Genomic DNA, 15,516 nt, shown 5'->3' with positions numbered 1-15,516 from the left:
GAGCATAGTCATGGCCGTTCACGACGAGTCCGCCTTCGGCAACGCCATAGTCGCCTCAATGAACGAGCGCGGCTGGCGCGAGGCAAAGCCGCAGGACTACCAGGCTGAACTCGGTCTGGACACCAGCGAGTTGTTCACGTTCATCGGTGAGACCCAGATCGACGAGTGGAACGACCTCGTCGACACCTACTACCACGGCGACCCGAACGACGCGCAGCAGAGTTTCGCCAAGCGGCTCGGTCAGGCTCTCGCCGATCCCAAGCGCGGCGTCATCGACGTGCTGCGCAACGGGGTCAAGGACCAGGGCGTCCTGATCCGGGTCGCCTACTTCAAGCCGAACCTGGTCGCGGACGACTCCGTGCTCGATGGCTACCGGGCCAACCGACTCACCGTCGTACGGGAACTGCGGTACGCGACGAAGCAGGCCGACCGCGACAACCGGCTCGACCTGACCCTGTTCCTGAACGGAATCCCGCTCGCCACCGCCGAGTTGAAGAATCCGCTGACCCGGCAGGGGGCGGAGGAGGCCAAGGCGCAGTACCGCACGGACCGCGACCCCACCGAGCTGATTTTCCAGCACCGCGTGGTCGCGAACTTCGCAGTCGACCCGGACCTGGTCTTCGTCACCACACGGCTGCGCGGCGACAAGACCCACTTCCTGCCCTTCAACACCGGCTCCGAGGGCCCCGGCCTGCCGGGTGGCGCAGGAAACCCGGCGCCGAGTGCGCCGGGCACGTACTCCACGTCCTACCTGTGGGAGCAGGTGTGGCAGCGGGACAACTGGCTCGACCTGCTCCACCGGTTCGTGCACGTCCACACGGAGAAGACGCCGGGCGGAGGCAGCAGCAAGAAGACGATCTTCCCGCGCTACCAGCAGTGGGATGCCGTCAAAAAGCTCACCGCGCACGCCGCCGCATACGGGGCCGGGCACAACTACCTCGTCATGGCCTCGGCCGGCTCGGGCAAGTCGAACACCATCGGCTGGCTCGCCCACCGCCTCAGCGATCTGCACACCCCCACCGATCCGCGCGAGCTGGCCACAGAGGCGCTCGCCACCGGCGTACGGCCGGGGGTGCCGGTCTTCGACAAGGTCATCGTCATCACCGACCGCCGCAACCTCGACTCCCAGCTCCGCGAGACGATCGGCGGCTTCTCGCAGACCGAGGGGCTCGTCGTGAAGATCGACGAGCAGTACGGGGCGAAGGGCGCCCAGCTGGCGAAGGCCCTGTCCCGTGACACCGGCAAGATCGTCACCGTGACCCTGCACTCCTTCCCTGCGCTGCTCGACTACCTCAAGCGCAACCCCACCGAGATCCAGGGCTCCAACTTCGCGATCATCGTGGACGAGGCGCACTCCTCGCAGTCGGGCGGCGCCGCCACCGCCGTACGGGAGGCCCTGCGCGACCTCGGCCTGGACTCCGACTCCGACGACGCGGGAGCCACCGAAGCCACCACGCAGGCCACGGCGGCAGAACAAGAGCTCACCCTCGAAGAGCAGTTGGAGCGCGCAGCCAAGAATCGTTCCATGGCCGCGAACCTCTCCTACTTCGCGTTCACCGCCACCCCCAAGGACAAGACGCTCCAGCTCTTCGGCACGCTCCAGGACATCGATGGCGAAGCGAAGTACCGGCCGTTCCACACGTACTCGATGCACCAGGCCATCGAGGAGGGCTTCATCCTCGACCCGCTGCGCAGCTACGTCACGTACGAGACGTACTGGAAGCTCGTCAACAAGAACCCCGACGAGGTGGAGGTCGACCCGACCAAGGCGAACCCGCTACTCGCCCGGTACGCACTGATGCACGAGTACACCGTGGCGCAACACGCGCAGGTGATCGTCGAGCACTTCGTCACGCACACCCGCGGCCGACTCGGCGGTCGCGCCAAGTCGATGGTGGTGACCGCGTCCCGGCAGTCGGCTGTGCAGATGGCCCGCGCGATCAAGAGCTACATCGCAGACCGCGGGTACGACGCCAAGTACCCGGACCTCGGCGTCCTCGTCGCCTTCTCCGGCTCGCTCACCATCGACGACGAAGAGACGACCGAGCCGAAGGAGAACGGCGGAATCGCGGAGAGCGCCCTGCCGAAGGCTTTCGCGTACACCCGCGCCGACGACAAGGCGACGCGATCCGGCGGGAAGGGCCAGCAGGAGTACCGGATCCTGGTCGTCGCGGAGAAGTACCAGACCGGCTTCGACCAGCCGCTCCTGACGACGATGTACGTCAACAAGACGCTGACCGGTATCGCAGCCGTGCAGACCCTGTCCCGGCTCAACCGGACTGCCGAACGCAAGGCCCAAGCGGACCTCGCCGTCCTTGATTTCGTCAACAAGGCCGAGGACATCCAGGAAGCCTTCCGCCCGTACTTCGAGGAGGCGATGACCCTCCCCTCCGACCCGAACCTCCTCTACCAGGCGCAGAGCCGGGTCATGTCCGCGCCGATCCTCACCGCCAAGGACATGGACGAGTTCGCCGCGGCGTACTTCGCCGCGCAGGAGAAGGCGGCCGGCTCTCAGGCCAAGTGGGAAAAACTGCACGCCGAGCTGTACCGGTTGCTCTCCCCCGCTGTCGCCCGCTTCACCGCCCTCCAGGAGAGTGAGGACGAGGACGACCAGAAGACCGCCGAGGACTTCCGCGCCGACCTCAACGACTACGTCCGCAAGTACGGCTTCCTCGCGCAGATCGTCCCCTACCAGGACGCCGAGCTTGAGCGGCTCCACCTCTACGGACGCCACCTCCTCAACCGGCTGCCGCGCAGCGCGGACGGCGGAGTCGATATAGGAGAGGTCGACCTCAGCCACCTCCGGGTCGAGCAGACCGGCGAGCACGACGTCAGCCTCTCCCCCGAGGGTCCGACGACCATGCCGGGCTTCGGTGACGGGTCCGGTGGGGCGAAGGAGCCGGAGAAGTCTCTGCTGTCCGAGCTGATCGACAGATTCAACAGCAAGTTCGGCACCGACTTCACCGAGCAGGACCTGCTGCCCGCCTTCAACGCGGCCATCGCGGATTCCGAGGTGCGCCGGGTGGCCGTCGTCAACGACGAGGCGAACTTCGGCGAAGTCTTCGACGAGGTCTTCGCCGACAAGGTGGAGGAGCATGTCGGGCTCATCACGGACCTGGGCAAGCGCTACTTCGCCCCGGACAAGGGCTTCCAGTCCTCCCTCAACCGCAGTGCCCGCCGCGCGGCGTGGCGGATGATCCGCCGCGAGGAGGGCGTGGACGACGCGGCCTGACGGCCGGGAGTCCCTGCGCACGCGTGCGACCTGCCGCTGGTGGTACGCGGCGGGTCCCACGGGGTTGCGTACGGCTCAGGCCAGGCGGTCGGCGGCCAGTCCGACGAACCCGGCCCACGCGTGGGGAGAGACGGTCAGGACCGGTCCAGCGGAGACCTTGGAGTCCCGGATGTGTACGGCTCCGGTGGCAGTGGCCACCTCCACGCACTCGCCGCCATTACCAGTGCTGTAACTGCTCTTGAACCAAGCAACCTCTACACAGTCGCCCCCCTCAGCACCGCTGTAGCTGCTCTTGAACCAGGCAAGTTCCGGAGCTGCGACCGAGGTCTCTGCGATGTTCATAGCTCTCCCAGCAACTTCTCGACGAATCCCAGGGTCTCGCGCGGAGTGAGAGCCTGGGACCGGATGATCCCATAGCGCGCGGCGGCGAGACGGACCTCTTCGCGATCCGTCAGCAGGCTACTTCGCCCTTGGACCTCCATGTACGTGAGGTGCTCTCCACCCTTGCGTGTGATGACGGTGAATGGGCCGTCCACGCCCGCGTTGTCCTCACGGTCGAGGGGCATGACTTGGATCTCGACATTGCGCTTCTGACCGATGAGCAGCAGCTGTTCGAGCTGCCCTCGCAGCACTGCTTTCCCGCCAAGTGGCCTACGCAGAACAGTCTCTTCGAGCACGAAGCTGAGCAGCGGCGCAGGCCAACGGTTGAAGATTTCCTGCCGAGCGAGACGGGCTGCCACTCGCAACTCGATCGTTTCCTCGTCCAGCAGCGGGCGCCGCATTGCGAGCAATGCCCGCGTGTACTCCTCCGTCTGCAACAGCCCCTTGACCACGTGCGTGTCGTAGGCACACAGCTCGACCGCCTCCGCCTCCAAGCGCGCCATGTCCCGGAAGAAGGCCGGGTACTGCGCCCGCCCCACCTCCTCCTTCAGCGCCTTGAGTACGCCCCCGGCATCCAGCACCTCGTCCGCCCGGTCGATGAACCTCGGCGGCGGGATACGCCGCCCCTGCTCGAACGACGCAACCGACTGCCCCGCATAGCCCACGAGCTTGCCGAACTCGGGCCGTTCCAGCCCCGCTCTCACCCGCAGCAGCTTCAACTGTCGCCCGAACGCGGTCACCACGCCCGATCCCGGTTCATCTTCCGGCCGCGGCCCGGCGTCATCCCGTACGCCCTGCTCGCCCGGCTCGCCCTGTTCCATCGGTTCCGAAGAGTCCATCGGCCCACCACCTCACCGGCCAAACGCCGCGCCCCGAACTACGTCACGCAACGCGCCACGTACACACCGCACGCCGTCGCGTACAACCAAGCCCCGACGGCGCGTCACGACTGGTCACGCTACGCCACCAACGGGAGCGTTGCAGTCATGACCAGAGAGACCGTCGCCCCCACACACCTCCCCCAACCCGCCCGCCCCACAGACCACTTCGCCATGCGGTTCAGCTCCACCCCGCGCGGTGCGCGCCTCGCCCGTCGCCTCGCCGGGCAGCGCCTCGACGCTTGGGGCATCCCGTACGACAGCAACGCGCACGACGCCCTCACGCTGATCGTCGCCGAGCTCGCGGCCAACGCCGTCCAGCACGGCCGGGTCCCCGGCCGCGACTTCCACCTCGCCCTCGCCCTGGCCTCGGACACGGCGACTGTACGTGTCGAGGTCACCGACACCCGTACCGAATGCGTCCCCGTCCTCGCCACGCCCGCCGACGACCGCGACAGCGGCCGCGGCCTGCTCCTGGTGGAGTGCCTGGCCAACCGCTGGGACTGGCACCCACGCGCCACCGGCCCCGGCAAGACGGTCTGGGCGGAGTACGTCCTGCCGGCGGAAGGCTGAAAGGCTCACCCCTGGACGGAAGATCGACGCAGCGGCCACACTTGACCCCGGACCGTGACCGTTCATCACGTACAACGGGGGCAAGGTGCCGCAGCAGGTGATCTCTGGCCGCTACGAACTCCTGGAGCAGTTCAACGAGGGCGGCATGGGCGTCGTATGGCGCGGCTATGACGCCGTCCTCGACCGGCCCGTCGCCGTGAAGGTCATCCGGCAGGCGTCGATCACCTCCCCGCACGTGGCCGAGGAGTTCGCCAAGCGGTTCCGCCGCGAGGCCCGTATCACCGCACGCATTCAGCACCCTGGCGTGCCTCAGGTGTACGACGCGGTCCTCGACGAGTCGTACGAGCGGCTGTCCCTGGTGATGGAGCTCGTCGACGGCATGTCGCTGTCCGCCTACCTCCACCCCGACCACCTGCTGCCCGTCAGCTGGGCGGCCGCCGTCGCCGCGCAGGTCGCGACCGTGCTCTCGTACGCGCACGAAGTGCCGGTAATCCACCGGGATCTCAAGCCGGGGAACATCCTCGTGGCCCGCGACGGCACCGTGAAGGTCCTCGACTTCGGCATCGCGGCGATCCTGCGCACCGACGTCACCAAGCTGACCGCGACCGGAAGCCCCGTCGGCACCTACCAGTACATGTCGCCCGAGCAGGTCCGGGGCGGGCGCATCACCCCGCAGACCGACCTGTACGCGCTGGGCTGCGTGTTGCACGAACTCGTCAGCGGGCGAGTCGTGTTCACAGCAGAGAGCGAGTATCTGCTGATGTTCCAGCAGGTCAACGCGGCTCCCACCCCGCTGCGGCAGCTGCGCCCCGACGTACCCGAGGCGCTGGAAGAGCTGGTGCTGCACCTGCTGCGCAAGGCGCCCGAGCAGCGGCCCGCCGACACGCAGGAGGTGTACGAGCGGCTGCTGCCGTTCCTCCCGCCGCCCGGTCAGGAGCCCACCGCGGCCGAGGCCGGACCAGCCGGGGTACCCGACCCGACGGGCTTGTTCCGCCACCCCTACGCGCCCCGCGCCCGCACTCAGGCGCCGTCGGCCGGAAGCACGCCCCCTGTCCTCGCCCCGCAGGCCCAGCCAGTGCCCGTTCCCGCCCAGTTGCGCCAGGACATCAAGGAGGCGTACGACCGTTCCGACGCCCTCCTGGAGGAGGAACGCTTCGCGCAGGCCGCCGAGGTGCTCAGCGAGGTCATCGAACCCGCCGCCCTCGCCCTCGGCTCCGAGAGCAAGCAGGTCCTGGCACTGCGCCGCCGGCGGGCCGCGATCCGCCTCCTCGGTGGCGACTACCGGGCCGCGCTGCCTGAGTTCGACAGCCTCGCCGACGCGTACGCCCGTATCACCGGCCCCACCGGCGAACAGGCCCGCGCCTGCCGCGCCCAGGCCGCCCGCTGCCGCGCCGAACTGGGCCAGGTCACCGACGCGCTCGCCTCGCTCCAGGGCGTACTGAACGTCGTACGGACCCTCGACAGCGACGTCAGCGAGGAGGCCGTCGAGCTGCGGCACAACATCGGGATGCTGCTGCTAGCCCAGGGACGAGCGGCCGAGGCCCAGCAGATCCTCGAACCACTCCACCAGGACATGTGCGTGCTGTTCGGCCCCGAGGACGAGATAAGTATCGAGATCGCCGACGCCCTCGCCGTGATCCGCCTCGGGCTCGACGGCGACAGCGCAGGATGAGCAACGCGTACGCCGGTGAAGTTGTGTCCCCAAAGAGACGTTACCCAACGGCCGTTCCGGAATAGGCGACGTTCAGGTTTATGCGTCAACGTAATTAGAGATCTTAAAGGGCGGACGCACCGGCCTTCACCGATGACGGCGGGCAGCCGCTGGTCAGAAAAGCGCTGGCCGGAGAGCTGACCCGCCCTGCCTACTCGCCGACACCCAGCACACAAGTATCTGGTAAGCAAGCGGTGGACCGGGATGACCAAAATACGCGGCACGGTAAGGGGATAGCGGAGGGACTTATTTCGGACTGTTACGGGGGCACTTGCCAGACCTACGGTCGCTTCAACTCCGCGCATTGACTGGCGAATTGCGGCAATGCGCGTCCGAATCGACCATGGGGAGTATCACTCGTGCGCAGACTCAGACAGGCACTTCTACCGCTGGCCACTGCCGCCATGCTGGCATTGGCCGGGGCGACTCCCGCCATGGCGGGACCTGCCCCCACCGGGGCGGGGTCCGCCGCCGTCCCCGCCGGGGCCGCGACCACCGCCAGCCCCACTCCGCGGCTCGCCAGTGGTGCGCCGGTCGACTCGCCGGCCGCCGCCGCCGCGCTGGCCCGCTACTGGACGCCGGAGCGGATGAGGGAAGCAATCCCCCTCGACCGGGCAGCCGTTTCGCCGGGCGCTGCCCAGAGCAAGCCCGGGCCCACGGGGCAGCCGGGATCGACCCCGCCCGCCGAGGGACGGTCGGGCACGGTCCGGCCGTTGGTCACCGAATCCGCAGCGGTGGGCAAGGTGTTCTTCACCAACCCCAGCAACGGACTCAACTACGCCTGCTCGGCCAGTGCCCTCAACAGCGGCTCGAAGCAGATGCTGATCACCGCCGGGCACTGCGTGCACGGGGGCAGCGGCGGCACTTGGATGACCAACTGGACCTATGCGCCGCGCTACCGCTCCGGCGTCCGTCCCTTCGGCACCTTCGCCGCCAAGCAGTTCCGCACCTTCAACACCTGGATCAGCAGCAGTGACCTCGGCCGGGACGTGGCAATGGTGACCACCTGGCCGCTCAACGGCAACAAGATCGTCAATGTCACCGGCGGTCACGGACTGAGCTGGAACTTCTCGCGCACCCAGGCCGTGACCGTGATGGGCTACCCGGGCAACCGCGACAACGGCCAGCTCCAGTGGGCCTGCCAGGGCACCACGCGAGCGGTCGGCGACGGCCGTATTGAAATCCAGTGTGACTTCGGCGGCGGGTCGAGTGGCGGGCCGTGGCTGCGGGAGTTCAACGACGCCAACGGCTTGGGGTCCGTCAACGGGGCGATGAGCACGCTCGCCACGGGCGGCTGGAACCGGAGCTCGTACTTCGATGACGCGGTCAAGGCGATGTTCGACGCCCAGGGCGGCGTCACCTGACAGCCTGAAAGCCTGACAAGGAGCAGTCCAATGCGTCGCAGTAGCTTGAGCCGATGGGGAACCGCCACCGCCCTGCTCGCCGCTGTCGTGGCGGTGGCCGCATGGCGTAACGCCGCGGCTGACCCGGCCCCCAGGCCGCAGCCGGACTCCGGGACCACCAGCAGCGACGAGCGGCAGAGCCCCGACGAGGTGCAGGAGTACTGGACGCCGCAGCGGATGAAGGAAGCCTGGCCCGCGCCCATGCCGGAGGACGGCTGAAGACGGGAAGCCGGGCAGGCCGGGCCGTGGCGGGCGCGGGTGGTGCGGGCAAGTCCCGTGCCCCCCGCGCCCGTTCGGCCGGCGAGGGGTAGGTGGCCGGCCGGCGGGCATGAAGGCTGATCGCTGCCCGGTGGTCAGCGGAAGCCGATCAGATCCCGCCCCCGACGCTCGCGCGAGGCCGAGTCAGGCGGGCATGCGCAGCACCGCTGCCCCGGTGATCCGGCCCGCCGCGAGGTCGTCCAGTGCGGTGTCCGCGTCCTTGAAGTCGTACGAGGCCACCGTGGGCCGGAGCCGGTGGCCGGCCGCCGCGGCGAACAAGTCCCGTCCGTCCTGGCGGGTGTTGGCGGTGACGCTGCGCACGCTGCGTTCGCGGAAGAGATGCCGTTCGTAGTCCAACGGCGGGATGCCGGTGAGGTAGATACCCGCGATGCTCAGTGTCCCGCCGCTGTCGAGTGCCTCCAGGGCTACAGGGACGAGGTCGCCCGCCGGGGCGAAGAGGATCGCCGCGTCGAGCGACTCGGGTTGCCGGGCGTGGGCGTCACCGGCCGACGCGGCGCCGAGTTCCAGGGCGAGTGCCTGGGCGGCCGGGGACCGGGTAAGGACATGGACGAGGGCGCCCTCGCCGATGGCGACCTGCGCGGTGATATGGGCGGAGGCTCCGAAGCCGTAGATGCCGAGGCGGCCACCGGAAGGGAGGTCGGCCCGGCGCAGCGCCCGGTAGCCGATGATCCCGGCGCACAGCAGCGGGGCCAGCTCCTCGTCGGAGTACCCGCCCGGCAGCTCGTACGCGTAGGCCGCGGGCACGGTGGCGTACTGGGCATAGCCGCCGTGCGCGTCCCAACCGGTGTGGACGGACGAAGGACACAGGTTCTCCTGTCCTCTGGCGCAGTACCGGCACACCCCGCACGTCCGGCGCAGCCAAGGAATCCCCACCCGGGTGCCGACCCCCCGCCCGGTGGCCCGGGGGCCGGCCGCGACGACTTCGCCGACGGCCTCGTGGCCGGGCACGACCCACTCCCGGTGCGGCGGCAAATCGCCGTCGCGGACGTGGAGATCGGTGCGGCACACCCCGCATACGTGTACCCGGACCAGCACCTCGTCGGGCTCCGGCACCGGGACGGGCAGCTCGACGCGCTCGATGGTTCCGCTGCGGGCGGCACAGGCCACCCATGCCTGCATCGTCGTAGGAATTCCGCCACCCACGCGGGCCACCTCCCTCGACACCATCAGACCGCGGACGGGCGGATGAGTCGAGGCGCGCCGGCCGGGGGGCCGCGCCGGAAGAAGCCGAGGTCTGCCAGAACCTTGGGCTCAAGCTGACCTACGACCCCGGAAAACAGCTTGTGCGGGCCGAGGCTAGCCTCGACCCGCACAAGTTGGAGATTCAGTCTGTGTCCGAGGGGGGACTTGAACCCCCACGCCCGATAAAGGGCACTAGCACCTCAAGCTAGCGCGTCTGCCATTCCGCCACCCGGACTAGGTGACCGCCCCGGTTTCCCGCGGCGACGTGGACAACAATACCAGGGGACAGAGGCGCCCCTCGCCTGTATATCCGGTGGTCAGTGGGGTGCAGCCACCCCGATCCAGGTGTACTGTGCACGCCGCACCGACGTCGGTACAGCGTGTATCCGCAGACAAACACACGGTGACGCTACCTTCAGCTGTGTGAGTGATCGCAGCTATCGCAGTTATCGACAGCCCCGCGTGCTCCTGCCGCTGCGCGAGCACCTGCGAGATACGTTCTGGTTCGCGCCCACCGCAGGGCTGGTCTGTACCGTCGCCCTGTGGTTGGCGGCCGACGCGCTGGACACCGAGATCGTCGCGTATCTGCGACGCGAGCAGGCCTACGACGAGCTCAGCTACCTCGCTTCGATCGCCGAAGACGCCAAGACGATCGTGACGACGATCAGCACGGCGATGATGACCTTCATCGGTGTCGTCTTCAGCATCTCGCTGGTGGCCGTGCAGATGGCGAGCGGGCAGCTCACTCCCCGGGTGGTGCGGATCTTCGTACGGAGCCGGATCAGCAAGCTGACGCTGACGGTGTTCCTCGCGACGTTCCTGTTCTCGCTGCTGGTGCTGACCTCGTACGAGAGCGAGACCGATCCGCAGCGAGTCCGCTCCGTGCCGCTGGTGCAGAGTGTGCTGACCATGGCGATGCTCGGGCTGAGTCTGCTGCTCTTCATCGCCTATGTGACCTCGACGCTGCGCCTGATGCAGGTCGGGCCGGTCGTCGATCGCATCACTCGGGAGTCGTTCCAGGTGCTGGCGAGGCAGCCGGCCGGGGAGCGGGAGGCGGCGGCGCTCGCGCCCCAGAGTGCGTGGATTCCGTATCAGGGGCGGGCCGGGGTGCTGCGGGATGTGAATGTCGCGCGGCTGGTGCGAGCGGCCAGGCGGCACGGGGTCGTGCTGCGGCTCATCCCGCGGATCGGGGATTTCGTCGTGCCGGGGACGCCGGTGCTGGCCGTGCACGGGGAGGGAGAGCCACCGCGTGGGGCGCTCAGGTTCACCGTGTCCGTGGGGGTGGAGCGCACCCTTCACCAGGACATCGGGTTCGGGCTGCGACAGTTGTCGGACATCGCGCTGCGTGCGCTGTCGCCCGCCGTGAACGATCCGACGACCGCCGTGCAGTGCCTGGACCGGATGGTGCAGTTCCTGACGGCGGTGGTGAACAGGCCGCTCGGTGCCATCCAGTATCGGGACAGGGAGGGCGCGGTGCGGCTGGTGCAGGGTGTGCCCGGGTGGACGGATCTGGTGGATCTGGCGCTGACCGAGGTGCGGCTGTTCGCGCCGGGGAATCCGCAGGTGAGCCGGCGGCTGATCGCCGCGATCGACGATCTGCTGCTGCTCGCGCCCGAGGACCGCAGGGAGCCGCTGCTCAGGCACCGCACGCTGCTGGTTCACGCCGTGGTGCGGGCCGCGCCCGAGGCGGCCGAGCGGGAGTTCGCCCTCCTGCCCGACCGCCAGGGGATCGGCTGACCGAGACCGGCGATGCCGGAGATCGCCCGACCGGGGATCTCCTGACCAGAGGCCGGTTGATCCGGAATCGTCTGACCGGAAATCTCCTCACCAGGGACCGCCCGGCCGGAGATTCACCTGACCAGCGACCGCCTGACCAGAGACCGGCTAACCGTCACGGCATCAGGTGGTAGTCCGGGAAGTTGCCCGGCAGCCTCTCCCCCTCCGGGCCGTCCGTCACCGCGCGGACCAGCAGTTCGCCGCCGACGAAGGCGCCGCGCCAGGACGCCCCGAAGCCGCCGAACAGTTCGTCTCGGTCCCCCCGGGAGCGGGGCTTTCCGTGCCCCGTCTTGAAGGCCCGGATCTGGGGGGCCAGCCGCTCGTACGTCTCCGGTTCGTCCGTCGAGAGGGTCGCGACGAGCGCGCCGTTGGAGGCGTTCATCGCGGCGAGCAGCTCCGCCTCCGTGTCGACCAGGACGATCGTGTCGACCGGGCCGAACGGTTCCGCGTGGTGGAGGGGGGAACTCGGCGGCGGGCCCAGCAGTGTGACCGGTGGCACGTACGCGCTGGTGTCCTGACCGGGCAGGAAGCCGTCGGTCAGCGTGCCCCGGTACAGGGGAACCGCCCCGCGGTCGATCGCCTCGGCCACATGATCCCCCAGCTCCTTGGCCTTCGCCGCGTTGATCAGCGGGCCGAAGTCGAGGGTGGGCAGGGGGTCGGTCGGGTTCTCGACGGCCAGGGGGTGGCCCGTACGGATGGAGCGTACGGCGGGCAGGTAGGCCGCCAGGAAGTCGGCGAACAGCTCGCGCTGGACCACGAAACGCGGGTACGCCGTGCACCGCTGCTTTCCGTAGTCGAAGAGCTTGGGGATCACGGCGGTGAGCGAGTCCCAGTCGCTGTAGTTCCACAGGCCCCAGGTGTTCAGGCCCTCCTGCTCCAGGATGTGGCGCTTGCCGAGGTCGGCGACCGCGGTGGCGATACGGGCCCCGGTGTCGCGGCCGCCGACGAAGGAGACGCAGCCGATCTCCGGGGAGCGGACGAGGGCCTCGGACAGCTCGCCGCCGCTGCCGCTGACCAGGGTGATCGGGATGCCCTCGCGGGCGGCGAGGGCACTGGCGAGGGTGAGGCAGGCGACGCCGCCGTCGGTCGGGGTCTTGGCGATCACCGCGTTGCCGGCCAGCGCCTGTACGAGCATGGCGTGGACGAGGACCGACATCGGGTAGTTCCAGCTGGCGATGTTGGAGACCGGGCCGGCCAGGGCGGTGCGGCCCTCGACCATCCGCTCGATGCCGTCGACGTACCAGCGCACTCCGTCGATCGCACGGTCGACGTCGGCCTGGGCGAGCCGCCACGGCTTGCCGATCTCCCAGACCAGCAGCAGCGCGAGCAGCTCGCGATGTTCGGTGAGGGCGTCGAGGGTGGCGCCGACACGGGCCCGGCGCTCCGCGAGTGGTACGTGCCGCCAGGCGCGGTGCTGGTCGAGCGAGGCGCGTACGGCCTGCTTGGCGGCCTCCGCGTCCAGCCGCGGCGGGCCCGCGATGGGGCTGCCGTCGACCGGGCTGGTGGCGGGCAGTGCCCTGCCGTCGGCCAGCCACTGGGCGGACCAGAGGTTCAGTACGCGGTCGTCCCTGAATGCCTCGGGAGCCACGGCGAGACAGCGCTGCCAGGCGTCGGACCAGGCTGTTGCGGGCTTCAGGACGAGGTTGGGGGTGGGATTGGGTGCCATGAGGGTGGTCTCCGCTCGAAAGGGGGCGGGAGGGTCAGGCCATGTTCGTGAGTGGGGCGCCGGCCCCGGAGTCGTGGGCCGTGAGTCATGAGCGCTTGGCGGCAGTGAGTGCCATGAGCCCTTGGTCACGGGCCATACACCACGGGCCATGCCTCGTGAGCATGCCCGCCGGAGGGTGGGCGGCCGGCTCGCACACGCCGGTCGCCCCCATAGATGGTCGGTCTCAGCCGTGTGCCTCCGCAAGACGGGCCAGTACCAACCGGGATGTCTCGGTAGGCGTCGCTCCCACGCGTACACCTGCCGCTTCAAGTGCCAGTTTCTTGGCGTCCGCGGTGCCGGACGAGCCGGAGACGATAGCGCCTGCGTGGCCCATCGTCTTGCCCTCCGGAGCGGTGAAGCCCGCGATGTATCCGACGACAGGCTTGGTGACGTGGTCGGCGATATACGCTGCGGCGCGTTCCTCTGCGTCACCTCCGATCTCCCCGATGAGCACTATGAGTTCGGTGTCCGGGTCCTCTTCGAAGGCGGCGAGGCAGTCGATGTGGGTGGTGCCGACGACGGGGTCGCCGCCGATGCCGACGGCGGACGAGAAACCTGTCTCCCGCAACTCGTACATGAGTTGATATGTGAGAGTGCCCGACTTGGAGACCAGGCCGATGCGGCCGGGCTTGGTGGCGATGTCGGCGGGGATGATGCCGGCATTGGACTGTCCCGGACTGATGAGACCGGGGCAGTTGGGGCCGATGACGCAGGTGCCACGCGCCGCAGCGTATGCCAGGAAGGCCACGGCGTCATGAACGGGGATGCCCTCCGTGATGACGACGGCGAGACCGATTCCGGCGTCCGCGGCTTCGATCACCGCGGCCTTGGCGAACGGCGGCGGCACGAAGACGACGGTGACGTCCGCGCCGGTGGCTTCGACGGCGTCGCGCACCGTGCCGAAGACGGGGACCGCAATGGGGGTGCCTCCCAGGTCCGAAGCGCCCTGGGGGACGTCGAAGTCGATGACATGGCCCGCCTTGCGCGGGTTGACTCCGGCGACGATGTCGGTGCCGGACGCGAGCATCCGGCGCGTGTGCTTCATGCCCTCGGAGCCGGTCATGCCCTGGACGAGGACCTTGCTCTCCTTGCTGAGGAAGATGGCCATGGTTCCCGATCCCTTCAGTTGGCGAGGTCCGCTGCCTGGCGGGCGGCGTCGTCCATCGTGGTGGCCTGCTGGACAAGGGGGTGGGCGCGGCCGTCGAGAATGGCGCGGCCCCGGGCGGCGTTGTTGCCGTCGAGCCGTACGACCAGCGGCTTGGTCAGGCGTACGGATTCCAGCGCCTGGACGATGCCGTCGGCGACCGCGTCGCAGGCGGTGATTCCGCCGAAGACGTTGACGAACACGGACTTGACGGCCGGGTCGGAGAGGATGACGGAGAGCCCGTCGGCCATCACCTGGGCGGAGGCGCCTCCCCCGATGTCGAGGAAGTTGGCGGGGCGTGCGCCGCAGCCGGCGACCACGTCGAGGGTGGACATGACCAGGCCCGCGCCGTTGCCGATGATGCCGACCTCGCCGTCGAGCTTGACGTAGTTGAGGCCCTTGGCGGCAGCGGCGGCCTCGAGTGGGTCGCCGTGCGGGTCCTGCGCATCCGATCCCCAACGGGCCTGCCGGAAGCGGGCGTTGTCGTCGAGGGTGACCTTGCCGTCGAGTGCGAGGATCTCGCCGCCCGCGGTCCGTACGAGCGGGTTGACCTCGACGAGGAGGGCGTCCTCGCGGACGAGGACCTGCCACAGGGACCGGATGACGGGGGCGGTTTCGGGCGGCAGTCCGGCGGCGGCGGCGATCTCGGCCGCCTTGGCCGCAGTGACGCCTTCGGCGGAGTCGACGTGGATACGGGCCACCGCCTCCGGGCGGCTGGCCGCGACCTCCTCGATGTCCATGCCGCCCTCGGCCGACGCGATGGCGAGGAAGGTCCCGGCCGCGCGGTCGAGGACGTACGAGACGTAGAACTCGGCCTCGATGTCGACGGGTTGGGCCACCATCACCTTCCGCACGGTGTGGCCCTTGATGTCCATGCCGAGGATCTGACGCGCCGTGACCTCGGCCGCCGCCGGGTCGGCTGCGATCTTGACCCCACCTGCCTTACCCCGGCCGCCGGTCTTCACCTGAGCCTTGACGACGACGCGGCCGCCGAGCCGCTCGGCCGCTTCGCGCGCTTCCCGCGGCGAGTCGACGGTCTCGGCCGCCGGCACCGGTATGCCGTGGTCTGCGAAGAGATCCCTTGCTTGGTGCTCGTACAGATCCATACCAACCCCTAGTGCATCGATTCACGAGTGAAAGTGCTGCACGCCCCCTGGACACCACCCACCGAATGCGGGATAACAAGCTTCATACAGTATTCGTCGACTGTATGCAATGTACCGGGAAGCACACCGACCCCTATGAAGGGACA

The 15,516-nt window shown here is 69.0% G+C and carries 12 protein-coding genes and 1 tRNA gene; 6 read left to right on the top strand and 7 right to left on the bottom strand.

Annotated features, from left to right (window positions below; genetic code table 11):
- The first annotated feature begins 10 nt into the window (after positions 1-10).
- Complete coding sequence (locus tag J7E87_RS23320) at positions 11-3,232, top strand: type I restriction endonuclease subunit R (protein WP_215096446.1); 3,222 nt, start codon at positions 11-13, stop codon at positions 3,230-3,232.
- 75 nt (positions 3,233-3,307) lie between these two features.
- On the opposite strand, the gene J7E87_RS23315 is transcribed toward J7E87_RS23320, so the two are convergent.
- The gene (locus J7E87_RS23315) at positions 3,308-3,574 is read right to left on the bottom strand and encodes a DUF397 domain-containing protein (RefSeq protein WP_215096445.1); all 267 of its coding nucleotides are present in this window, start codon (positions 3,572-3,574) and stop codon (positions 3,308-3,310) included.
- Positions 3,571-4,452, bottom strand: a complete 882-nt coding sequence (locus tag J7E87_RS23310; protein WP_374195216.1) for a helix-turn-helix domain-containing protein — start codon at positions 4,450-4,452, stop codon at positions 3,571-3,573. Before J7E87_RS23310 ends, J7E87_RS23315 begins: the two co-directional genes overlap by 4 nt.
- A 147-nt stretch (positions 4,453-4,599) precedes the next feature.
- On the opposite strand from J7E87_RS23310, the gene J7E87_RS23305 reads away from it, so the two are divergent.
- The 4 genes from J7E87_RS23305 to J7E87_RS23290 all read left to right on the top strand — a co-directional run bounded on the left by J7E87_RS23305 (position 4,600) and on the right by J7E87_RS23290 (position 8,397).
- Entirely contained in the window at positions 4,600-5,064 is a 465-nt protein-coding gene (locus J7E87_RS23305) for an ATP-binding protein (protein WP_251017882.1), read from the top strand.
- Between the two features lie 85 nt (positions 5,065-5,149).
- Entirely contained in the window at positions 5,150-6,736 is a 1,587-nt protein-coding gene (locus J7E87_RS23300) for a serine/threonine-protein kinase (protein ID WP_215096444.1), read from the top strand.
- A gap of 398 nt (positions 6,737-7,134) precedes the next feature.
- Positions 7,135-8,139 carry a trypsin-like peptidase domain-containing protein gene (locus J7E87_RS23295; protein WP_308313041.1) on the top strand — a complete coding sequence of 335 codons (1,005 nt, stop codon included), beginning with the start codon at positions 7,135-7,137 and terminating at the stop codon, positions 8,137-8,139.
- A 30-nt stretch (positions 8,140-8,169) separates the two neighbouring features.
- Entirely contained in the window at positions 8,170-8,397 is a 228-nt protein-coding gene (locus J7E87_RS23290; protein ID WP_215096443.1) for a hypothetical protein, read from the top strand.
- 183 nt (positions 8,398-8,580) lie between these two features.
- Here the strand turns inward: J7E87_RS23290 and J7E87_RS23285 are convergent, their stop codons facing one another.
- Together J7E87_RS23285 and J7E87_RS23280 are read right to left on the bottom strand one after the other, a co-directional pair.
- Positions 8,581-9,576 carry a zinc-binding alcohol dehydrogenase family protein gene (locus tag J7E87_RS23285; RefSeq protein WP_215096606.1) on the bottom strand — a complete coding sequence of 332 codons (996 nt, stop codon included), beginning with the start codon at positions 9,574-9,576 and terminating at the stop codon, positions 8,581-8,583.
- A gap of 213 nt (positions 9,577-9,789) precedes the next feature.
- Positions 9,790-9,874, bottom strand: a tRNA-Leu gene (locus J7E87_RS23280).
- Between the two features lie 188 nt (positions 9,875-10,062).
- Between J7E87_RS23280 and J7E87_RS23275 the strand changes: the two genes are divergently transcribed.
- Positions 10,063-11,376, top strand: coding sequence for a DUF2254 domain-containing protein (locus J7E87_RS23275; protein WP_308313040.1), 1,314 nt, complete (start codon positions 10,063-10,065; stop codon positions 11,374-11,376).
- A gap of 154 nt (positions 11,377-11,530) precedes the next feature.
- Here the strand turns inward: J7E87_RS23275 and J7E87_RS23270 are convergent, their stop codons facing one another.
- The 3 genes from J7E87_RS23270 to sucC all read right to left on the bottom strand — a co-directional run bounded on the left by J7E87_RS23270 (position 11,531) and on the right by sucC (position 15,370).
- Positions 11,531-13,081: an aldehyde dehydrogenase family protein gene (locus J7E87_RS23270; RefSeq protein WP_215096442.1), complete on the bottom strand. Its 1,551-nt coding sequence runs from the start codon at positions 13,079-13,081 to the stop codon at positions 11,531-11,533.
- Between the two features lie 223 nt (positions 13,082-13,304).
- On the bottom strand, positions 13,305-14,228 hold the full coding sequence (gene sucD / locus J7E87_RS23265) for a succinate--CoA ligase subunit alpha (RefSeq protein WP_215096441.1): 924 nt from the start codon (positions 14,226-14,228) through the stop codon (positions 13,305-13,307).
- 14 nt (positions 14,229-14,242) lie between these two features.
- On the bottom strand, positions 14,243-15,370 hold the full coding sequence (gene sucC / locus J7E87_RS23260; protein WP_215096440.1) for an ADP-forming succinate--CoA ligase subunit beta: 1,128 nt from the start codon (positions 15,368-15,370) through the stop codon (positions 14,243-14,245).
- Between the last annotated feature and the right edge of the window lie 146 nt (positions 15,371-15,516).

It is taken from the genome of Streptomyces sp. ISL-1 (assembly GCF_018614585.1).
In the GTDB taxonomy this organism is placed as follows: Bacteria; Actinomycetota; Actinomycetes; order Streptomycetales; family Streptomycetaceae; genus Streptomyces; species Streptomyces maoxianensis.
This window is presented reverse-complemented; position numbering and strand designations above follow the sequence as displayed.

Excerpts from the sequence above, each read along its gene's own strand:
- J7E87_RS23320 (WP_215096446.1), top strand. The coding sequence starts at position 11 with ATGGCCGTTCACGACGAGTCCGCCTTCGGCAACGCCATAGTCGCCTCA.
- J7E87_RS23315 (WP_215096445.1), bottom strand. The coding sequence starts at position 3,574 with ATGAACATCGCAGAGACCTCGGTCGCAGCTCCGGAACTTGCCTGGTTC.
- J7E87_RS23310 (WP_374195216.1), bottom strand. The coding sequence starts at position 4,452 with ATGGACTCTTCGGAACCGATGGAACAGGGCGAGCCGGGCGAGCAGGGC.
- J7E87_RS23305 (WP_251017882.1), top strand. The coding sequence starts at position 4,600 with ATGACCAGAGAGACCGTCGCCCCCACACACCTCCCCCAACCCGCCCGC.
- J7E87_RS23290 (WP_215096443.1), top strand. The coding sequence starts at position 8,170 with ATGCGTCGCAGTAGCTTGAGCCGATGGGGAACCGCCACCGCCCTGCTC.
- J7E87_RS23285 (WP_215096606.1), bottom strand. The coding sequence starts at position 9,576 with ATGCAGGCATGGGTGGCCTGTGCCGCCCGCAGCGGAACCATCGAGCGC.
- J7E87_RS23270 (WP_215096442.1), bottom strand. The coding sequence starts at position 13,081 with ATGGCACCCAATCCCACCCCCAACCTCGTCCTGAAGCCCGCAACAGCC.
- sucD (WP_215096441.1), bottom strand. The coding sequence starts at position 14,228 with ATGGCCATCTTCCTCAGCAAGGAGAGCAAGGTCCTCGTCCAGGGCATG.
- sucC (WP_215096440.1), bottom strand. The coding sequence starts at position 15,370 with ATGGATCTGTACGAGCACCAAGCAAGGGATCTCTTCGCAGACCACGGC.